The sequence below is a fragment of the Falsibacillus pallidus genome, from assembly GCF_050990905.1.
In the GTDB taxonomy this organism is placed as follows: Bacteria; Bacillota; Bacilli; order Bacillales; family DSM-25281; genus Falsibacillus; species Falsibacillus pallidus_A.
Window position 1 is genome coordinate 641,315 of record NZ_CP158866.1, and the last position, 19,163, is coordinate 660,477.

The window sequence follows — 19,163 nt, forward strand, 5'->3', positions numbered from 1 at the left end:
AAACAAGAAAATTCGGGTGGTGACAGGCACCTGTAGTGTTACTTTTCAGCCAGTCCGATAATTGATGCTTTAAGCGTATTGCCCGCAGGAAGATTTTTCATGAAAATCAAAGGGACAGGACAATACTTATAGTGGAGGTATTCATATGTTTATTCAATTTATTAAAGAAAACCGCTACATCTCGATTTTGTTGACTGTGCTTCGAATTTATCTTGGATGGGAATGGCTCAATGCTGGCTGGGGCAAGATTTCCGGCAATGGATTTAATGCCAGTGGTTTTATCCATGGTGCGATTCACAGTGTGTCTGGAGATCATCCGGCTGTGCAGCCATGGTGGGGAACTTTTTTGAAAGATGTTGCTCTGCCAAGTATTGATGTATTTAATGTTTTGATTCCTTGGGGCGAATTTTTGGTAGGTCTTGCTTTGATATTTGGTATTTTTACTTCATTCTCACTTTTAATGGGACTTATCATGAACTTTGCCTATATGCTTTCAGGGTCCACAAGTACAAATCCGCAAATGGTCATCCTGGGGTTGTTTTTGATAATGGCAGGCATGAATGCCGGGAAAATTGGATTGGATCGATGGGTCATGCCGAGGCTTGAAAGTTTTGCAGATAAAAATTCTGATAGAAAACAATCTCCGCAGAGTGCTTAAAAATAAGAGCCTGGTCCCCGTTTTGATGGGATCAGGCTCTTTTCGATTAAACTCTATCAGCATCAAGGTCCAGTCCAAATGAACGTGGTCACCACAAATGGGATAAGGATTGCGATAAAAATGATAAAGCCATTTCCGAATAGAGAGAGTGTTTTATACATTCCACTTTTTGAAAACAGAGCAATTACAAATCCGGCAGCAGAACATAAAACAGCTATGATAAGGAATTTATCCAAACCTAGCAACGTAACTAAATAGGATACAACGGCAATTAGAAATAGAATAAAAGAAATTGAACTCAGTTTACTGCGCATTTCGGTTCCCCCTTTAAATTGATACTATGAAATAAAATTCAGTTAGGTATATGTCTCACTTTATTATAATACCAAAAAAAGGTAAAAACCTCTTGAGTTTTTCTAGATCCACTCTTTGCGAAAACTCCGTTAGTCAATAAGTAGGAAACTTAAAAATGGTCTGCTTCCCCGCACGTTCATACGGGCAGGGAAGCAGACTATTTTTCTTTGTGTGAAACATCCCGTGAAACAAGAAAATCGGGGGGTGACAGGCACCTTTATGTCGGCACCCTTACCTAGCAGGAAGCTTCACCGTAAATACCGTTCCTTCGCCATGCACGCTTTTCACGGTAACTCGGCCGTGGTGCAGGTGCAGGATGGTTTGGACGATGGACAACCCGAGGCCTGTGCCTTCGATGGTTCTGGTGCGGGCGGCGTCTGCCCGGTAGAAGCGGTCGAAGATTCTCTCTGTTTCTGCCTGGTTCAAGCCGATCCCGGTATCTTTAAAGGTGACCAGGATGGTGCCGCCGCCTTCCGTCTCTTTTTCTTCAATTGAGATATCAATGCTTCCGTCGGGCTTGTTATATTTGATGGCATTCGATATTAGATTGTCCCAAACGGTGTGCAGCAGGGAAGGGTCACCGATAATCTTTACGTCTGGAAGCGAATAGCTGACCATGATCCCTTTTTCACTGATCAGCCATTGATAATTCCTGACCAGCTCTTTGATTTGCTGACCGACATTGAAACGCTTTTTTTCCAACATCTCATCATTCCGGTCCAATGAAGCAAGCAGCAATAATTGTTTGGTCATCGTTGACAGCCTTTCGATTTCTCCATTGATAATTGAAGTGTATTCGCGCCTGTCCTCCATACGCAAAGATTCGTTCTCCAACAGGTTTGTATAGCCTTTGATATTGGAAAGAGGCGACTGGATATCGTGAGAAATATTCGAGATGAATTCCTTCCGCATTTCATCCAATTGCTCAAGTTTCTTTGCCATCCCCAGAAAGCTTCGCGAAAGCTCACCCAGTTCATCCCGACGGTTGACAGCGAGCTCCACATTGAAATCCCCCTCAGCGAGCGACTTGGTGGCGCTGGTCAAAGTGGAAATCGGCTTAACCATATACTTCGTACTGAACAGCACCAGCAAAATGCTCAACAGAATCGTCAAACCGAGCAGCCAGGCAAATAATAGATGCATTTCATTAAATAGAAGTTTGATATCAGGCCGGATAAAAAGAGCAAACTGCTTCCCGTTGTGAGTCAATGGAACGCCGATCGTATTCGTCAATTCATTGGCAAAAAAGCCGGTGACAAACAGGGCCTGCGGAAAATGAAGAATCCCGTGATAAACTTTCCCGTCCAAAACCTGAGTCCGCGTCGAAGCAGGAAGGTTTTTCACCCTAAATGGTGCGCCGTAGAACGTTTCGTCCCCAGTCTTATCAATCAGGAACATCTGATAGCCTATGGATGAGATGCTGTCCAAGTATTCCGGAAGGTCGACATCCGGATGATCATCTGTGTACGCAGCGATCGACTGGGCCATTTTCGTAATTTTTTTATCATTATACGGTTTTAATTTTTCCTGATAATACGCGTTGGACAAGAGGAATGCAATAATGCTGCTCAATAGCATGATACCGATCGTAATTGCGGTGAATTTCACATAAAGAGTTTTCATGACCGCTTTGCCTCCAGTGAGTATCCGACCCCACGCACGGTTTTGATTTGGAAGTCGTCTGTCAAAGTGGAGAAGCGTTCCCGGATTCTTTTAATGTGGACATCAACGGTCCGTTCGTCCCCTGAAAAATCGTATCCCCACACTTGTTCGATCAAGAGATTCCTGGAAAACACCTGTAAGGGATTTGACATGAGGAAGTACAAAAGTTCAAATTCCTTCAACGGCAAAAGAATCGTCCGGCTTCCTGTCTGAACTTCATAGCTTTTCTTGTCAATCGTTGTATTGCCGATGCGGACAACGGAATCATCCTTCTTGGCATCATATCGCCGCAATAAAGCCTTTATGCGGAAGCTTAATTCTTTCGGTTCAAATGGCTTCACAAGGTAATCGTCTGTACCGGCGGCGTAGCCCTGTTCCTTATCCTCGATTTGGTTTTTTGCCGTCAACAGAATGACAGGGATATTGTATTGCTCCTGGATCTTTTTCGTTAATTCAAAGCCATCCATATACGGCATCATCACATCAACGACAGCTAATTGGCAGCTTTTTTCCTGAAGAACGTCTAAGGCTTCCACTCCGTCCTTTGCCTTGAAAACATGATAGCCTCCCTCTGATAAATGGATTGTGAGAAGGTTCAAAATATGGATATCGTCATCTACGATTAGTATGTTTGTCATCACGTTAACTCCCACTAAAATATGAAATTAATTCCACTGTATAGAAAAAAACAGCCCAGCGCAATACGGCCGGGCGGGATAAAAATAAGTCAGTTCGGCAAAATGAGTCCGTCGCTCATTTTGATTATCCGATCTGAATAGGCGAGCATTTCTTCGTCATGCGTGACCAGCAGGGTAGTGATGCCCAGGGTTTTCGTTAACTCCTTGATCAATGACATGATGTCTTTGGACCTCTTCGAATCGAGGCTTGCCGTCGGTTCATCGGCGAAAAGAACTTTCGGCTGGTGAATCAGTGCGCGCGCTATGGCCACTCGCTGCTTTTCTCCGCCGGACAAGGAAGAAGGATAGGCGTTCTTCCGGTGATCCATGCCGACGAGATTCAGAATCCGTTCGCCTTCTTTTTGCTGTGCGCGCTTCGATAATTTTGACTCTGACACATCCAGCATGAGCATGAGTTGTTCTTCCACTGTGAGGAAAGGGACGAGGTGGGCAAATTGGAATACAAACCCGAACTTGCTGGCGCGGATTTTTCGAATTTCCTCTTGATTCAAGGCGTTCATTTTTTCTCCAGCAAAAATGATATCCCCATCTGTTGCAGGCTGAAGACCTGCCGCAATCGTGAGCAGCGTGCTTTTCCCGGAACCGGATGCACCCACTAAGGCAGTCACTTCGCCTTCTTTCAGAGAAAGATCGATCCCTTTCAAAATTTCTTCCGTGATTTCCCCATTTGTGAATGATTTCCTGACTCCATCAATCGTAAATAATGACATCCTACATCTCTCCTTGTTGAATGGCTTGCAGCGGCTGGACTTTCTTCATTTGGATTCCTGACAGTGTGGCTCCGATGAATCCGATCATCAAGAAGATGCCAGACAGTTGCGCTGTGGTTTCCATGGTCAAATGAAACGGCATCCCTTCAGGTGCGACCATTTTAAAGAATTGGCTGAAAATGATGGCCAAGACAAGGGAAGCGGCGGTAATCAAAATCATCTGAGTCCACATCATGCGAAAGAGCCTGCTTGTCTTCAATCCGATGGCTTTTAAAATTCCGTACAGTCCAATCTTCTGAACGTTCATCATATAGAAGAAAATCGCAAACAGCATGCCGCTAATTACCACTAAAAACCAAACAATCATATTCAATGACATCTGTTCTGCCTGATAGCTTGGGATCGTTTTGAGAAAAGCCTGCTTCGAAAATCCTTGCAGACCAGGGAATGTATCAGCTGTATTATTGGCCCCAGGCACGAAAATCAGCTGCATCTCATCCGTCCTGTACATTTTTTTGTAGTCATCTTTATTTATAAAAGCAACAGGTGCATGGCTGAATTTCTTTTGATCAATGAACCCCTTCACTTTGAATGATCCTTTGAATTGGTTGTTGGTGAGCATATCTCCAACGTTAATCCCCTTTTTCTCCATCGTAGAGTCCAATAGAATTTCACCGGCTTTGATTTTCGGCAAATAAGTGCAGTCGGTTGAAGCGACAAAGGCCACGCTCTGCTGCTTGCCATCTTCGTCATTCACAAAGCCCATTTGGATGGATAGGGCAGATGCGTCTTTGTGCTTTTCCATCACCTTTTGTTGGGTGCCGCTGTCGATTTGCGATAGGGTAAATGTTTTATCAGCATTTTCGTTCATATAAAATTGTCCCTCCGGCAAATCTTTAATCAACGCTGCATTGTCCTGAGACAAACCGTTGGCCAGACCGGATATGATAAAAGTCAGCAGGCTGACCAAAAAGATTATGGAGCCTAAAATTAAAAATTTAGCTTTGTTCTTCTTCATTTCTTTCCAGGCAAGATTCATCATGATCTCCTCCAATCTCTTTCGTACACCTTAAGAATAAGATGCGTTTATGAATGGACCGTGAACGGGATATTACATTTTTCGAAGCGAGAAGGATATGTGGGGATTTTAGCGAAATAGGAAGCAGGGGGACGGTTCTTGTGCTGCCTTGATTGGCACCAAAGTTTGAATAGATATGGAGGAATTGAAAAATGAGCAATAAAGAATTATCGCCTGAATATCGGGATGAACTGTTGAGTACGTTGAAAGAGCGATTTGAAAAGAATAAGAACCGCCATGAAGGGTTGGAATGGCAAAAAGTGCAGGAGAAACTTGAAGCTTCAGCAGACAAACTGTGGTCGCTTCATCAAATGGAGGAGACAGGCGGTGAACCGGATGTTGTTGGCTATGATCAAGAGTCTGGCGAATACATTTTTTACGACTGTTCCGCGGAAAGTCCCACCGGCCGAAGAAGCCTGTGCTACGACCGTGAAGCTTTGGAAGCAAGGAAGAAGAACAAGCCGGAAAACAGCGTAATGGATATGGCTGCTGCCATGGGCATCGAACTTCTGACAGAAGCGCAATACCGAGGGCTTCAGGGAATTGGAGAGTATGATAAGAAAACTTCCAGCTGGGTGAAGACGCCTGACAAGATACGGAAGCTGGGCGGGGCCATTTTTTGCGACCGCCGCTACGACACCGTCTTTGTCTACCATAATGGAGCAGATTCCTACTATGCGGCCAGGGGATTCCGCGGATCGCTGAGGGTGTAAATAATCTTTATGAACAAAGGAGAGGGAAAAATGAATCCAATATTAAATCAGGTCGGAGCTTTATTTATACCAGTGAGTGATATCGAAAAAGCGAAAGATTGGTATTGTGACGTATTAGGGGTGCCGGCAGATGGGGAAATCTTGTTTGGCCATTTATACATATTGCCGATGGAAGGCGCCAACATCGTACTGGACAGCAAGATCTATTCAGAAGAGAACACATTTAAAGTACCGCCATTTCATCTGAATACAAATGATATTGAACAAGCCTATGAGCATATGAAGGAAAAAAACGTAGAGCTGACAACCGAAGTCGAGAATGGGCATTGGTTCAATTTTAAAGATCCTGATGGGAACCATTTGATGATTTGTAAGTGTTAGGTGGTTGGGAAAGAGAAATAGATAGATTTCATAAATCAGAAGATGAAAGCAGTTGGCTGAGATGCAGGGTATTATTCTGTTTAAATAAATATTAAAATAAAAATAATTCATTTTTATAAGCGGAGATGATTGTAGATTGCGGAAAGTAAAAGACTTCTTGAAAAAGGATTCTGACTTTTTGAGAAATATTATTTTACTTCTTTTTGGTTTAATATTTGGCATAAGTAAATTGATATATGATCACCGAGTTAGCGCTATATTAATGGGGCTGGTTTTTGTTATAGGATCATTACTTCTATTTATAAAAGAAATTAAACAAATCAATAGTGTAAATGTTGATACAACAAGAGTTGAAAAAGATTTAAAAGTAAAAAAATATAACATCTTTATAATTTTTATCGGTTTATTATACATCTGGACCTTTGGACTATATGATTTGTTTTATAAAAATGACGAAGTAATGGTGTTAATCATACCGGTATTTAGCTATCTAATCTTGAGGAATTTCCCAAAAATAGAGCATAAGAATAATGGGTTATGAAAAGTGAAAATTTCACTTTATGAGGATGATTATTGCTGCTGCTAGTCAACATCTAATAAAAGATGAGAGTCCCTTAATGAATTTCTCCTAACTCAAGGATAAAAATGTAAGACAGACAAATAATACCCCATATAAGCCCTCACCTCAGTGAGCGGACTAATGAAAAATGAGAATATGGAGGTATTTATCAGATGAACAAGAAGAAGTTTGTGGGTTTAAGTTTGGTTTTTATGTTGATTATGTCTTTTTCAACAGGTGCGTTTGCTGCTGAAGCTGGTCCTAAAAAGGACGTCGTGGACACAGCGGTTGCAGCAGGAGATTTCACAATTCTTGCCGCGGCACTTGAAAAAGCAGGATTGGTGGAGACGCTTAAGGGAGCTGGTCCATTCACAGTATTTGCTCCAACTGATGCAGCCTTTGAAAAGCTTCTTGCAAAGTTAAATATCACAAAAGAGCAATTGTTGGCTCGTCCGGACTTAAAAGATATTTTGCTTTATCATGTCCTATCCGGAAAAGTGATGTCTACTGATTTGAAAGACGGGATGACAGCTGAAACACTCGCAAAGAAAAATGTGACGATCAAACTCGATCCTGTAAGAGTGAATGACGCAAATGTGACGAAGCCTGATATTCAAGCTTCCAATGGAGTTATTCACGTTATTGATGCTGTGTTGATTCCATAAGTCAAAAATACGCCTGCCCCCCGATGTGTTCATTCTTTAATGAGCGGGGGCAGGTTTTTTGTTGGAATCATGAGAACCTTTCCTATGCTTCCATCCTTTTGATATAGTTTCGAATTAACCGAATTTGTCCCCGATGATTCAGCTCGTCTTCGAATACGTGAAACCAACGGAAGTAATGATTCGCTTGATGTTTTGGCCCAAATGGAGAAATGATGTCCAGCCACTCATCGTCTACTTTCTTGAATTCATCCAATGTGCGCTCTCTTGTGGATTGCAGACGTTCCACATAAAATTCTAATTCATTGCCGCGAATCTTCTCGTGTGCTTTTTCCCCAAGGTCCAATCCTATATCCAGATTTTGAAGCTCATCTTCAGTAGGATCACGATCCTCGAACGTCAAAATTTGATAGATTTCTTCTACACAGTACATGTGATAGAGAAGGCATCCGATTGAATTCCCTTTGCCTTCGATTCGGTAATCCAGCTCATCAGCTGTAAGGCCCTCCACTGCTTCAAGCGTTGTCATGCGTGTGTACTCCATCATCGAAATCAATCTTCCCACATTTGGCGAAAACCCTGATTTACTGTCGCAAATAAAACGCTTATCTTCCGTTGAATTCATAAGATCACCTTTCTTGGTTCTGATTTGCTATATATTAGTTCCATTCTTCTCTGTAGAATCCTGCTATTAGGTATAAGATGACATAATAATGAAGCGAGAGAACCGTCCCGTTTCTTCCCTTGGAGGATATTCCCAAAAAATGTCGAAGTATGTTCTTAAAGGGGGATGGAAATTTTGGGTTCAAGAATCATGCATGCCATTATAGGGCACAGGATTGCAGAGATATTAGAGATAGAAGATAGAAAATCCTTCATGGTGGGAAGCATTGCAGCTGATGCAGTATTTTCTGTTGATGAAAAAAACGCATCCCATTTTTTTGTGGGAGATGCTGAGGATTATACGAGAAGAGTGGATTTTGAAGGTTTTCTTCAGAAATACAGCTACGAATTTGATCGGAAAAATCCTTATTTGCTTGGGTACTATGCTCATCTGGTTGCGGATGATATTTGGCTGAAAGGTTTCTATTTATCGTGGCTGCGGAACCGTATGAATGCTGATAAAGATTTGTATAAGATTTACCATAATGACTTTCGGCTGCTGAACGGGAAACTGATCGAACATTACAGAATGGCCAATGAATTAAAGCAGGCATTCAGCCAATTTCCAGAGGTTATCGATATAGAAGAGGTTAAGGCAAAAGAGGTTGAAGAATTGATTCCACATGTACTTGGGGATATGGAATATGAGCAGTTTGGATTGGATGAGGAGTTGAAGGTGTTTACGTTAGACCAGATAGTTGGCTACTTGGAAACGTCGATTGAACTTGGGGTTTTGAAATTAAGGGAGATATTGAAATGACATATGAGTTTCAAAGTCTTATTTCGAAAGCAAATGAACTGGAGTTAAAAGAATTCCTTAAAGGTTTGAAGCACGAAAATTTGAAGAGTATAAAAAGGGAAGATGTAAAAGCACTAATCCCAGTTATGTTAAATGAGATAGGTAATGTGGACCCGGAGTTGAGGGATAATTTCATCTATTCTACCTTTATTCAATTGTTGGATGAAGACATACTAAGCCCTGAGCAATGCCGTCATATTTTAAAAACTTGTTTGGATGAGGATCATTTATTTTTTAATATAGGTGAAGTAAACACTGATTCTGTTTTTACTCGCTCATTTTCCTCTTTATTTATTGCGGCTATAGTATTCAAAAGCGAAGTTGGTGGGTTTCTATCCAAAGAAGAAGTAGAAGAAGTATTTAGAAATAGCTTAGCCTATATGCAACGTGAACAGGATACTAGAGGATATGTCAGTGGAAAAGGATGGGCCCACAGTATGGCTCATGGAGCGGACATGCTGGTTTCACTCGCTAAGCATCCTGAAGTTAACCAGGAATCCTTTTCTTCCATACTTGATATGATAGCAGACTGCTTGTTAAAGAAGGATGCGGTTTATGTTGATAACGAAGATGGACGTTTAATAAATGTGATAGAGGCACTATTAGATCGAGGAATGGATGAAAAGGAGTTAGATGCCTTGGTGCAGAATATTTTTCATAACCTTAGCCGGACACTTAATGAAAAATGTAAATCCATCGAATATTATCGTGCTAAGTTCAATTGCACTACCTTCCTTAAGACGCTGTACTTCAGACTGAAATTTAGAAAAGCTGAAAGCAGAGTTTGCGATTTGATATTAGGAAGATTAAAGGAGCTTCACCAGAGAGTTTAAATAACATTTCCTTTTATGTACTATTTAGAGCTGTCTAAAGAGAGATTTTGAGATTATAATACTTCTAATAAAAATTTCGAAGGAGAACCTTTATGGACTTTATTACAGGCAAGGTTGTCATAATCTCTCTATTCATTATGCTAATCACCATGATTGAAACATTGGCCTATTCGACAAGGATATCAGGAGCACGGGTGAAATTGATTGCCACTGCCTTATCCCTGTTCAGTACCCTGGTCGTGATATCGAGGTTTTCGACCATGATCCAACAGCCTTTGACGGCTAAACTCATCGCAGAGGTGCCCAAGCATTCAAACCCATTGTCCGTGATTGAGGAGCAATATCGGGTATTAATCTGGGTGACAACGATTGGTGTACTGTTTGGGATCCTTCTATTTCCGACATTCATCAATATTTTTTCACGGGGGATTGTCCAGCTATCCTATCAGCGAGGATCGGTCATTGGTCTGTTTTTCAATCAATTCAATAAAGACGGAATCAAAAAGGTATGGAAATGTGTACGAATTCCAAGGCTGTCGTATTTAAATGGAATCACACTGAAAACCATTCCGAAGAGGCTGTTTGTTTTTAATGTCATCGTGTCTGCGGTTTTTACAATCGGGGTGCTTTCTTCGATGTATGCCTCCATGCTGGTGCCAAAATATTCACAGGCAGCGCTCATGTCATCCGGGATTATCAACGGAATCGCAACGATTTTGCTGACACTGTTTATCGACCCGAAAGCGTCAGTACTGGCGGATAGAGTTATGAAAAAACAGGTGGACTATGTGTACTTAAAAAGCTACTCATTGACGATGATCAGTTCGAAATTCGTGGGAACGATCGCTGCGCAGCTATTATTTCTTCCTGCTGCCTATTATGTGGCGTGGTTTGCAAAGTGGATTTAATGGAGGGTTGAAAATGGAAAAGTTAGAAGTAAAACAGATAGATGACCTCTCAATGGTTGATTTGAATGTGCTAATCAAGGAAAGCAAAGAAGACGGGTTTCGTTTTGTCGAAAGGCTGGTCAATGATTATCAAGATGGGACGAATACGTTTTGCCAGCTTGGTGAGGGTTTATTTGGAGTGTTCAATGAGCAAGGAGATATTGTAGCAATTGGTGGAGTGAATATTGATCCGTTTTCAGGCCGCGCCGATACTGGAAGACTGAGAAGGTTTTATGTTAGCAGAGACTATCGAAGACATGGTTTGGGAAGTCAACTGCTTAAAAGCATCATAGACGAGGCAAGCAAGCATTTTTCCATACTGGTGCTGCATACGGATACTATAGATGCAGATCGATTCTATACTTCTTATGGTTTTACAAAGGGAGACGCTTACCCGAATTCCACTCACTATTTGGAGCTTCATTGAGAAATGGATGGGAATTCTTGAATAGACTCAAAAGAGGCAATGCCTGTGAGAAGTAGAAGTTCGGTCGTTATACTAGAAAACAATAAGGTCGCATTAATTAAAAGAGTCAGAGATGGATCTGTCTATTATGTGTTTCCTGGTGGTGGAATGGAAGAAGGAGAATCCCCGGAAGAGGCTGCTAAAAGAGAAGCATTTGAAGAACTAGGGGTTCAAGTAAGGATACATAAGTGCCTATCAAAAGTTGAATTTAACGAGATTCAATATTATTTTCTTGCTGAAATCGTCTCGGGAACTTTTGGAACGGGCAAGGGGAAGAATACACCGAGGAAAGAGATAGAGGTTTGTATTTACCGATGTGGGTGGCAAAAGATAAATTATCATCTCTAGAGGTCTTTCCTAGAGAAGTTGCTATGAAGGTGTTTTCGTTAATGGAAAAATAAAAGCGGAAGCGGCAGAACCGTCAATGTGCTTTTAGATGAGGAAGTGAATGTAATGGATATCCTTACATTTGGCGAGAAAGAGAACCGTATAGAATATATTTTTAGGCCTGCAGTCTATGGGTTGATGTTCAATAAGGAAAAAGACAAAATCGCAATCATACAGACTGCCAAGGACAGATATTTTCTACCTGGCGGGGGTATTGAAAAGGAAGAAACCCACGAGAAATGTCTTAAAAGAGAGTCCATTGAGGAAATGGGCATGAATGTGAAGATAAATAGATTTATAGGGTGTGCCCGAAGATATTTTTACTCGAAAAATGATAATAAGCATTATTTAAATGAGGGATATTTTTATTTATGCGAACTGGGTAAGCAAATAACTGAGCCTTTAGAAGAAGACCATCAATTAATATGGATGGATCCGCTAAACGCAGCAGATTGTTTAGTTCATGAACACCAAAGCTGGGCGGTGAAACAAGTACTACCAGAAAGGGAATGAACGGTAAGTTTCAATTGGAGGAGATGCAATGAGTTCAATCCTATTAATAGGATTCGTAGGGGTGATGCTGGTTCTTTTATTCAAAAGGCCCCTAACCAATCAGGTAGGAAAGGAAAATAGATTCGTACATAAGCTAAGAAATGCAGAGTGGTTCCAAAACCATTGGCTGTCTGGGTTGTTCTTATTTGGACTAAATGCTGTGTTGTTTTTTAGCACCGTTCTTTTAATCTACTTATTGATGAAGCTGATGATTCCATTTATACATCTATTTGTTATGTTCATGGCTGTAGGGGCAAGCATTTATCTTTGGATTTTAATTCATAAGGCTTGGGGCGGCAGCAGGAAAAACCGTTTAAAAATGAGTGCTGTTGGAAGCAGTTTTTATTTAATTTTAACCATCATATTCGTTTTTTGGCTAAAGAATCTGAAGCCTGCCTACCATGGCGATGATATGTTTATGGCGTCGATAGGGTTGATCATTGCGACTATCGTGACAACAGTTGCATTTCTGACTTGTTTTGGGATTAAGGGGTTTTCGAAGGGGAAAACCGTTAATGGATGAGGAGACAGAATGCAGGAATATATAATGAGTGAATGATCAGACGCAGCTCAATCGTGATGTGGATTTGATTGATTTAGAACATTCCAGCACAGTTTTTCAAGCCCAGGTGGTCCATACAGGTGAAATCCTGTATTGTAGGGACGAGAATGAAAGGGCAGAATTCGAGATGAAGGTGCTAAAGATGTATTCGAAGTTGAACGAAGAACGTTCTCCCATACTTAACAATGTTGAAAAAAGTGGTACGGTTAATAATTGTCACATTATCCTAAATAACACGAGTTTCATTGAGCAATGTATCAAGCGGATAAATGAGGAATACAATCAAGACCCGAGAAATCTGGAATACTATACAAAGCAAGACTCCATTGCTTGAATTTACAGCGGGCATGTGAAGCAAGCATTGATTTGGCAATGCATATTGTGGCTGCGAAAAAACTTGGACTGCCGCAGAATAGCCGTGATGCTTTTAAGTACCTTGAAGAAGCTGCAATCATTCCAGCAGACTTATCAAAAAAAATGAAGGCAATGATCGGTTTTCGCAACATCGCTGTGCATGATTACCAAGATATTAACCTGGAAATCCTTCAGAAAATCTTGGAGAATTACCTCAGCGACCTCGGTCAGTTCACAAAGACTATTCTTACCTATTAATTTGTCATAATTGAAACATGAAAAAGAAGGTGTCTTGCTCTGACTCGGGGCAGGCATTTTTTTATGGAAAAATCATTAGTGGGAATTAGTCATAACTTGACCGATTTAGTTTATCCCTCTTCCAAGGTGGAAAACATGAATGAGGAAGGTGATCAATCATGAAACACAAGGTATTCTTTGATGCCCAATGCCCACTTTGTTCTAATGCGAAAAAGGTAATCAAGACACTGGATTGGTGCAGCAAAATTGAGTGGATTCCGGTTCAGTATATCGAACAGACGCCTTATAAATTTTTAAAGACGAAGGGCGGGATCTGTACGACCGCATTCACATGGTAACAGCAAAAGGGGAAGTATTGGCGGGATTCCAGACGGTAAGGAAAATCTTGACGCTCTTGCCTGTGATATTTCCAATCAGCTGGATCTTCTACTTGCCATTCATGAAAAAGTTGCTTAGTCCCGTATACATGTGGGTGTCAACGAACCGATATGATTGGTTTGGACGGTATGATGTCCCTCATACTTCCTGATCATTGCAGCCTGCAGATTTATTGCAGGCTGTTTTTTATGAAATAGAATCTCCAACTAATCATTGGAGATTCTTGGCTATCTTATTTGAATTTATTCGGAAACTGCTTCACTACTGCTGAAGAAATCGCATCGGCCATAAGGATGATATGGGTGACACCGTCATCAATGGAAACGATTCTCGCACCCCAATCTGATGCCAAGCTTGCAGAAAGGTCGTCTGTCACTAATTTTAAATGCATATACAGCAATTTTCTAAGGTCTTCCTTATTCAAATTTGGGTTGGCGCCGCTAAGGAAAACCGCTATGTCATCGGCATTCTTGTACCAGTCTTTGTTTAACTTATCCACCAGCGGTTTATTCCCTTTTTTAGCGGCATCCACAATTTTCCCTGCAATGACGATATGCTCCGTCAGCAAGTCCGCCAATTTATTCCCCGCTTTTTCACCATATACCGGCTTTATTGAATTCCCAATTTCCTTTTGATTTTGCAGGAGACGAGCCAGCACCTGCTGCTGATCCTTTGAACCTGCCGTCGTTGCACTTGTAATATAGTTGCTTGTCCACAGAACGTGGTCAAACCAAAGCCTCCTGAACTGATTCTTGAAAGTCGTTTCGGATTGGCTTATACAATGTGCTTGCGGTTTTGCGTATGCCATATTTGGAATAATAGCCATGTTTAAAGAAAGTAACAGAATAAAAACTATCAACCATATTTTTTTCATGAAAATTCTCCTTCCAAAATTATATAAGATCCACTTTTTATTATGGATAAATTGAAACGTTCTATCCTGAAAGGAAGAGTAGGGAAAATATGTTAATATGAAAAAGGGGGAAGGAGAGGGTCATATGAAGAAAAAACTTTTATATGTTTTGCTGCTTGCTTTTTCAATGGTGACTGCCTGCAGCAATTCGGTGGACCAAGTAATAGACAGCCCATTATATAATGGTGGAAAATTAGTAATCGGTGTAGTGGGGAAAACGCCGGAAGTCAGGGAGAAAAATATTGAATTCAAGAAACTGACGATGGATGCTTTGAAGAGGGAAAATCTATCAGCAAAATACGACGCTGTGTTTATTATGAAGAAATATTTATCAGAGGCATCCGAAGCGCCATATGCAAAAATCTATAGAAGCGCTGGCGTTCCATTTTTCTTTATGGGATCTGAAACAATCTCTATTCCGTTTACGGTAGAAGAAATCAGCTATGACAATTTTGAGCACTCAGACTATTATGCCACGGGAAGTTACCAGTCTGGTGAGGATAGACAGGGCTGGGACTTTGCAATCGATAAAATAAATAAAGCGAACGTTCAGGATACTTACACGAAAATTTTTACAATAATCGGCCATATTGATGATCAAAAATAAAGTATTTTCCTCAGAAAGGAGAGAGTTTGATGGAGACGATTCCGGATCACTTGGAAGAAGGACTAGACATCGTGTTCATTGGGTTTAATCCAAGCATTATGTCCAGCGAGACGGGACATCATTATGCGAATCCTACTAACCGTTTCTGGAAGATTCTTTATCAGGCGGGATTGACGCCCCAGATTTATCATTCTGAAGAAGATGGCAGCCTCCTTGAACTGGGATTTGGACTAACGAACATTGTAGCGCGGCCGACAAAGGATGCCTCAGAAATAACGAAAGAAGAGTACCGCGAAGGCAGGGTTTTATTAAAAGAGAAATTGGAGACGTACCGACCCAGGATTGCCTGCTTTGTCGGCAAGGGAGTCTATCAACAGTACTCCGGGAAGAAAAAAGTTCCATGGGGCTGGCAGGAAGAATCGACAGTGTCTGGCGTCAGGGATTTTGTTGCGCCATCTTCAAGCGGGCTTGTGCGGATGAAGGTGGAGGAAATCGCAAGTATTTATCAAAAGTTGTTGGATGTGGGTTGGCGTGGTTAACTTACGGTCTGTTTGATTACATAGGAGGGAAGAGGCATGCTAAAACTTTTTGTCACCAGGCATGGTGAAACGGTATGGAATACAGAAAAGAGATTGCAAGGCTGGAAGGACTCCGATTTAACAGCAAAGGGAATGGCAAACGCGGAATCATTGGCCAGTCGTTTGAAGGAAGTTGAGTTTGCTGCTATTTATTCGAGCCCCAGCATAAGGACTGTTAGAACAACTGAAATCATCAAAGGTGAGCGGGAGCAGGAGATTTTAACTGATGAAAATCTTAGGGAAATCCATCTCGGTAATTGGGAAGGGCAGACCTATGATGTATTGGAAAAGCAGCATCCCGCTGAATTCCACGCATTCTGGAATACGCCGCACTTATACACTTCAAATTCCGGGGAGAGCTTTTATCAACTGCAAGAACGGGTGCAGGAGTTTTTGAAACGCATTAAAGCGGAGCACGCCAGAGGAACTATTCTTGTGGTAACGCACTCGGTTTTTATCAAAGCATTACTGGCACATTGCAGAAGCAAATCCATTGAGCAGCTATGGGATCCGCCGTTCATTCATGATACGAGTCTGACTGTCATTGAAATGCAGGACGGGGTGTGGGAGATTAAACTTGAAGGGGATATCTCTCATCGGGATAAGGAGAATGCCAGAGTAGGAGAAACAGCCGGGAAGTGATCATATAAAGGGAGGTCCATCATGTCAAAAGGACTCATTCACCATATCGAATTGTATGTTTCTGATTTAAATCGTTCCATGGATTTTTGGGGCTGGCTTTTAGAAGAATTGGGCTATGAGGTTTTTCAATCATGGGAAAAAGGCAAGAGTTGGAAGCTGGATGAGACATATATCGTTTTTGTGCAAGCGGAAGAAAAGTATCTGGACATCCCTTACCACAGGTGCCGCGTCGGGCTGAACCACCTTGCCTTCCACGCGAGCTCGCGTCAGCATGTGGATGACATGACGCAAGCTTTGAAGAACAGGGTTTAAAAATCCTCTATACGGACAAGCATCCCTTTGCAGGAGGGGACGATTATTACGCTGTGTTTTTTGAAGACCCGGATCGAATCAAAGTTGAGCTGGTGGCACCATGACCTCTGATTTAGGGGTCTTTTTTTTGATTTTTTCAGAATGAGCTCGCTGGATTTTTCCATAGAAAGGATAGTTGAGCGGTTAATGGCAAAAGTTCGGGGGTTGCGGCTGAAAGTTGAGGGGTTAGAGCGAAAAGTTGAGCGGTTGGCGGTGAAAGTTCGTCGGTCGAGACATAAAGTTGAGCGGTCAACCACTAAAGTGCACCGATTATCGCCAAAAGTGTTGAATTAAAACCATTGAGGAAGCACAAGAACCGTCCCCCTACTTCTAAAAACATAAAATTTTTATAACTTTTGGAATATTTAGGGTATAAAAAGGATTTTTTTGGTAGGATAAAAGAATCTAGAATAATTTAAAAGCAATTATGGGGGGATGTACTTGCTCAAGGTAAATAATGTAACGAAGTATTTCCATAAAAACAATAAGTCCTTTTGTGCTGTAGATAATCTTGATTTACATATTTCTCCTGGTGAAATCTATGCTTTTCTTGGGCCGAATGGGGCGGGCAAAACGACGACAATCAAAATCATTGCCGGTCTGGTTCAAGCAGATAAAGGAAATGTATTGATTAATGGTCAGGATACTGCAATTCATAAGAAACACTTGAATCAAATGGGTGCAGTATTAGAGGGCAATCGGAATTTGTATTGGAGAATGACACCGATTGAGAATTTATGCTACTTTGGCGGCTTAAAAGGGATGAAGGGAAAAGATGCTCAAACATATGGAAGGCAGCTGCTTACTACGTTTGGACTGGAAAACAAAATAGATACAACTGTGCAGCAATTGAGCCGCGGTATGCAGCAAAAAGTAGCGATTTGTGCGGCGTTGATTCATAAACCAAAACTGCTTCTTTTAGATGAACCAACTCTTGGATTGGATTTTGAAGCATCAGAAAAAATAAAGGAGCTTATTTTGGAGGTTGCCAGAACAGGGGTGAGTATATTGCTGACGACGCATCAACTGGATGTTGCCCAGGAATTAGCCGATCGAGTGGGGATCATTAGAAGTGGGAAGCTTGTTTTGGAAGGGCGTACGGATGATATCCTGCAGCAATACACGAAAAATGAATACACCGTGACGGTAGGAAATGCCGTATCAACTGAAACAAAGCAATTCTTGTTGGAAAAAGGAGCCGTGTTTCATAACGAATCTTCCTTTCAGATATCATTTGAACAAAAAACAGAAATCTATGAAATTATTGCCTTGCTGCATCCTAATCCAATCATCAACATTGCGCTCGCAGAAGGAAGTTTAACAGATGTCTTCAAAGAAATGATAACAGTTTAAGAAAGGGGTAAAGTCTTTGATCATTACTACATTCATTGCGGAATTCAAAAAAGAGTGGATCGACATGAAACGATATCCTATTGAATGGATTAGTTCCTTGATTCTATTGATTGTCATTTTCTATGGAATATTTTTAGGAGCAAGCTATATCAGCGGTAAAATGATTCAAGGAGAAAATTTATCTTACACCATTGTAAGCTACGCTCAGTACACTTTATTAATGGGGCCCATTTATTTGATGGGGCTTGGGATTGTGAGAGAAGCTCAACATGGGACATTGGAACAGCTATTTTTATCGCCGGTTGGCATTAGTTCCATATTAATTATTAGATCAGTTGTGACATTCTTTTATCAAATCTTTATGATGTTAGTCATTTTAGAAGTGATCATGTTATTGACGGGTAAACACCTGAATATGAGTTTTGCCATTATTATTCCTCTTATCACAACCTATCTAACTTCGATCGGTATAGGATTTCTAATTACAAGTATTGCTGTTGTATCAAAACGAGTCTCCCAATTTCTTGATTTATTGCAATTTGTGTTCCTTTTCTTAGTGATGATTCCATTTACAGATTTTAAAGGACCATTTCAATGGATTGCAATCCTCGTTCCGTATGCCCCATCCAGTGGCTGGCTGCGGGATCTGATGATTCATAATCAGTTGGGAACCCCATTAATAGTGATCGTAGGCAGTGTGCTTAACGGCATCATTTGGTTAACCTTAGGATTGGTCATATTTAAAAAATGTGTAACAGTTGCTAAAAGAAGAGCGACCTTGTCACATTATTAATTTCATTGAGAAAGAGCAGTGTAGCAAGGAAAGGTTAATATATATTCCAGTATATAAGCCAATGAGAAGGGGATTATTTCTTTTCATTGGTTTTTTCTATTTTTAAAAAAAGGAAGTTGAGCGGTGAACGGCAAAAGTGCGGGGGTTGTGCCTGAAAGTTGAGGGGTTAGAGCGAAAAGTTGAGGGGTTGGTGTCGAAAGTTCGGGGGTCGAGCGAGAAAGTTGAGGGGTTAGCACGAAAAGTGGGGCGGTC

25 protein-coding genes and 4 pseudogenes are annotated in these 19,163 nt (G+C 41.2%); 22 read left to right on the plus strand and 7 right to left on the minus strand.

Annotated elements, in window-relative coordinates; translation table 11 throughout:
* The first annotated feature begins 145 nt into the window (after positions 1–145).
* Positions 146–658 carry a DoxX family protein gene (locus tag ABTV07_RS03275; RefSeq protein ID WP_433747451.1) on the plus strand — a complete coding sequence of 171 codons (513 nt, stop codon included), beginning with the start codon at positions 146–148 and terminating at the stop codon, positions 656–658.
* Positions 659–720: 62 nt separating this feature from the next.
* Here ABTV07_RS03275 and ABTV07_RS03280 read toward each other — a convergent pair whose 3' ends face one another.
* The 5 genes from ABTV07_RS03280 to ABTV07_RS03300 form a co-directional block, all read right to left on the minus strand.
* Positions 721–972, minus strand: a complete 252-nt coding sequence (locus tag ABTV07_RS03280) for a hypothetical protein (RefSeq protein ID WP_433747454.1) — start codon at positions 970–972, stop codon at positions 721–723.
* 271 nt (positions 973–1,243) lie between these two features.
* Positions 1,244–2,635: a sensor histidine kinase gene (locus ABTV07_RS03285; protein WP_433747456.1), complete on the minus strand. Its 1,392-nt coding sequence runs from the start codon at positions 2,633–2,635 to the stop codon at positions 1,244–1,246.
* Positions 2,632–3,312: a response regulator transcription factor gene (locus ABTV07_RS03290; protein WP_433747458.1), complete on the minus strand. Its 681-nt coding sequence runs from the start codon at positions 3,310–3,312 to the stop codon at positions 2,632–2,634. The genes ABTV07_RS03285 and ABTV07_RS03290 overlap by 4 nt, the downstream gene beginning before the upstream one ends.
* Positions 3,313–3,401: 89 nt before the next feature.
* Positions 3,402–4,082, minus strand: coding sequence for an ABC transporter ATP-binding protein (locus ABTV07_RS03295; RefSeq protein ID WP_433747461.1), 681 nt, complete (start codon positions 4,080–4,082; stop codon positions 3,402–3,404).
* Between the two features lies 1 nt (position 4,083).
* Positions 4,084–5,121: an ABC transporter permease gene (locus ABTV07_RS03300; protein ID WP_433747464.1), complete on the minus strand. Its 1,038-nt coding sequence runs from the start codon at positions 5,119–5,121 to the stop codon at positions 4,084–4,086.
* Between the two features lie 191 nt (positions 5,122–5,312).
* On the opposite strand from ABTV07_RS03300, the gene ABTV07_RS03305 reads away from it, so the two are divergent.
* From ABTV07_RS03305 to ABTV07_RS03320, 4 genes are all read left to right on the plus strand, one after another.
* Positions 5,313–5,873 carry a DUF4256 domain-containing protein gene (locus ABTV07_RS03305; protein WP_433747467.1) on the plus strand — a complete coding sequence of 187 codons (561 nt, stop codon included), beginning with the start codon at positions 5,313–5,315 and terminating at the stop codon, positions 5,871–5,873.
* A 30-nt stretch (positions 5,874–5,903) separates the two neighbouring features.
* A complete protein-coding gene (locus tag ABTV07_RS03310) occupies positions 5,904–6,254 on the plus strand; it encodes a VOC family protein (protein WP_433747470.1) in 351 nt (116 codons plus the stop codon).
* A 178-nt stretch (positions 6,255–6,432) separates the two neighbouring features.
* The gene (locus tag ABTV07_RS03315; RefSeq protein ID WP_433747473.1) at positions 6,433–6,795 is read left to right on the plus strand and encodes a hypothetical protein; all 363 of its coding nucleotides are present in this window, start codon (positions 6,433–6,435) and stop codon (positions 6,793–6,795) included.
* Between the two features lie 191 nt (positions 6,796–6,986).
* Positions 6,987–7,478, plus strand: a complete 492-nt coding sequence (locus ABTV07_RS03320; RefSeq protein WP_433747476.1) for a fasciclin domain-containing protein — start codon at positions 6,987–6,989, stop codon at positions 7,476–7,478.
* Between the two features lie 82 nt (positions 7,479–7,560).
* Here ABTV07_RS03320 and ABTV07_RS03325 read toward each other — a convergent pair whose 3' ends face one another.
* Complete coding sequence (locus ABTV07_RS03325; RefSeq protein WP_433747479.1) at positions 7,561–8,100, minus strand: DinB family protein; 540 nt, start codon at positions 8,098–8,100, stop codon at positions 7,561–7,563.
* 165 nt (positions 8,101–8,265) lie between these two features.
* On the opposite strand from ABTV07_RS03325, the gene ABTV07_RS03330 reads away from it, so the two are divergent.
* The 11 genes and pseudogenes from ABTV07_RS03330 (at position 8,266) to ABTV07_RS03380 (ending at position 13,825) form a co-directional block, all read left to right on the plus strand.
* Complete coding sequence (locus ABTV07_RS03330; protein WP_433747481.1) at positions 8,266–8,898, plus strand: zinc dependent phospholipase C family protein; 633 nt, start codon at positions 8,266–8,268, stop codon at positions 8,896–8,898.
* On the plus strand, positions 8,895–9,770 hold the full coding sequence (locus ABTV07_RS03335; protein WP_433747483.1) for a DUF2785 domain-containing protein: 876 nt from the start codon (positions 8,895–8,897) through the stop codon (positions 9,768–9,770). Before ABTV07_RS03330 ends, ABTV07_RS03335 begins: the two co-directional genes overlap by 4 nt.
* 92 nt (positions 9,771–9,862) lie before the next feature.
* On the plus strand, positions 9,863–10,678 hold the full coding sequence (locus ABTV07_RS03340) for a lipid II flippase Amj family protein (RefSeq protein WP_433747485.1): 816 nt from the start codon (positions 9,863–9,865) through the stop codon (positions 10,676–10,678).
* 13 nt (positions 10,679–10,691) lie between these two features.
* Positions 10,692–11,144 (plus strand): GNAT family N-acetyltransferase, encoded by a 453-nt coding sequence (locus ABTV07_RS03345; RefSeq protein WP_433747488.1) that lies wholly within the window; start codon positions 10,692–10,694, stop codon positions 11,142–11,144.
* 39 nt (positions 11,145–11,183) lie between these two features.
* Positions 11,184–11,584 (plus strand): annotated as a pseudogene (locus tag ABTV07_RS03350) (NUDIX hydrolase).
* 52 nt (positions 11,585–11,636) lie between these two features.
* Positions 11,637–12,083: an NUDIX hydrolase gene (locus ABTV07_RS03355; RefSeq protein WP_433747491.1), complete on the plus strand. Its 447-nt coding sequence runs from the start codon at positions 11,637–11,639 to the stop codon at positions 12,081–12,083.
* Positions 12,084–12,111: 28 nt separating this feature from the next.
* Complete coding sequence (locus ABTV07_RS03360; RefSeq protein ID WP_433747494.1) at positions 12,112–12,645, plus strand: hypothetical protein; 534 nt, start codon at positions 12,112–12,114, stop codon at positions 12,643–12,645.
* A gap of 43 nt (positions 12,646–12,688) precedes the next feature.
* Positions 12,689–12,892, plus strand: a pseudogene (gene mntA, locus ABTV07_RS03365) (type VII toxin-antitoxin system MntA family adenylyltransferase antitoxin); the annotation flags it as partial.
* Positions 12,893–13,009: 117 nt separating this feature from the next.
* Positions 13,010–13,296: pseudogene (hepT, locus tag ABTV07_RS03370) on the plus strand (type VII toxin-antitoxin system HepT family RNase toxin).
* 158 nt (positions 13,297–13,454) lie between these two features.
* Positions 13,455–13,634 (plus strand): DCC1-like thiol-disulfide oxidoreductase family protein, encoded by a 180-nt coding sequence (locus ABTV07_RS03375; RefSeq protein WP_433747497.1) that lies wholly within the window; start codon positions 13,455–13,457, stop codon positions 13,632–13,634.
* Positions 13,628–13,825: a DCC1-like thiol-disulfide oxidoreductase family protein gene (locus ABTV07_RS03380; RefSeq protein WP_433747500.1), complete on the plus strand. Its 198-nt coding sequence runs from the start codon at positions 13,628–13,630 to the stop codon at positions 13,823–13,825. Before ABTV07_RS03375 ends, ABTV07_RS03380 begins: the two co-directional genes overlap by 7 nt.
* 81 nt (positions 13,826–13,906) lie before the next feature.
* Here the strand turns inward: ABTV07_RS03380 and ABTV07_RS03385 are convergent, their stop codons facing one another.
* Positions 13,907–14,548 carry a glycosyltransferase gene (locus ABTV07_RS03385; RefSeq protein WP_433747502.1) on the minus strand — a complete coding sequence of 214 codons (642 nt, stop codon included), beginning with the start codon at positions 14,546–14,548 and terminating at the stop codon, positions 13,907–13,909.
* Between the two features lie 124 nt (positions 14,549–14,672).
* Between ABTV07_RS03385 and ABTV07_RS03390 the strand changes: the two genes are divergently transcribed.
* The 6 genes and pseudogenes from ABTV07_RS03390 to ABTV07_RS03415 all read left to right on the plus strand — a co-directional run bounded on the left by ABTV07_RS03390 (position 14,673) and on the right by ABTV07_RS03415 (position 18,911).
* Positions 14,673–15,194: a hypothetical protein gene (locus ABTV07_RS03390; protein WP_433747505.1), complete on the plus strand. Its 522-nt coding sequence runs from the start codon at positions 14,673–14,675 to the stop codon at positions 15,192–15,194.
* Positions 15,195–15,223: 29 nt separating this feature from the next.
* On the plus strand, positions 15,224–15,733 hold the full coding sequence (locus ABTV07_RS03395) for a mismatch-specific DNA-glycosylase (protein ID WP_433747507.1): 510 nt from the start codon (positions 15,224–15,226) through the stop codon (positions 15,731–15,733).
* A 36-nt stretch (positions 15,734–15,769) separates the two neighbouring features.
* The gene (locus ABTV07_RS03400) at positions 15,770–16,414 is read left to right on the plus strand and encodes a histidine phosphatase family protein (protein WP_433747510.1); all 645 of its coding nucleotides are present in this window, start codon (positions 15,770–15,772) and stop codon (positions 16,412–16,414) included.
* Between the two features lie 21 nt (positions 16,415–16,435).
* Positions 16,436–16,830 (plus strand): annotated as a pseudogene (locus tag ABTV07_RS03405) (VOC family protein).
* Between the two features lie 376 nt (positions 16,831–17,206).
* Positions 17,207–18,118: an ABC transporter ATP-binding protein gene (locus ABTV07_RS03410; protein ID WP_433747512.1), complete on the plus strand. Its 912-nt coding sequence runs from the start codon at positions 17,207–17,209 to the stop codon at positions 18,116–18,118.
* Positions 18,119–18,134: 16 nt separating this feature from the next.
* A complete protein-coding gene (locus ABTV07_RS03415; RefSeq protein ID WP_433747515.1) occupies positions 18,135–18,911 on the plus strand; it encodes an ABC transporter permease in 777 nt (258 codons plus the stop codon).
* Positions 18,912–19,163: the final 252 nt, after the last annotated feature.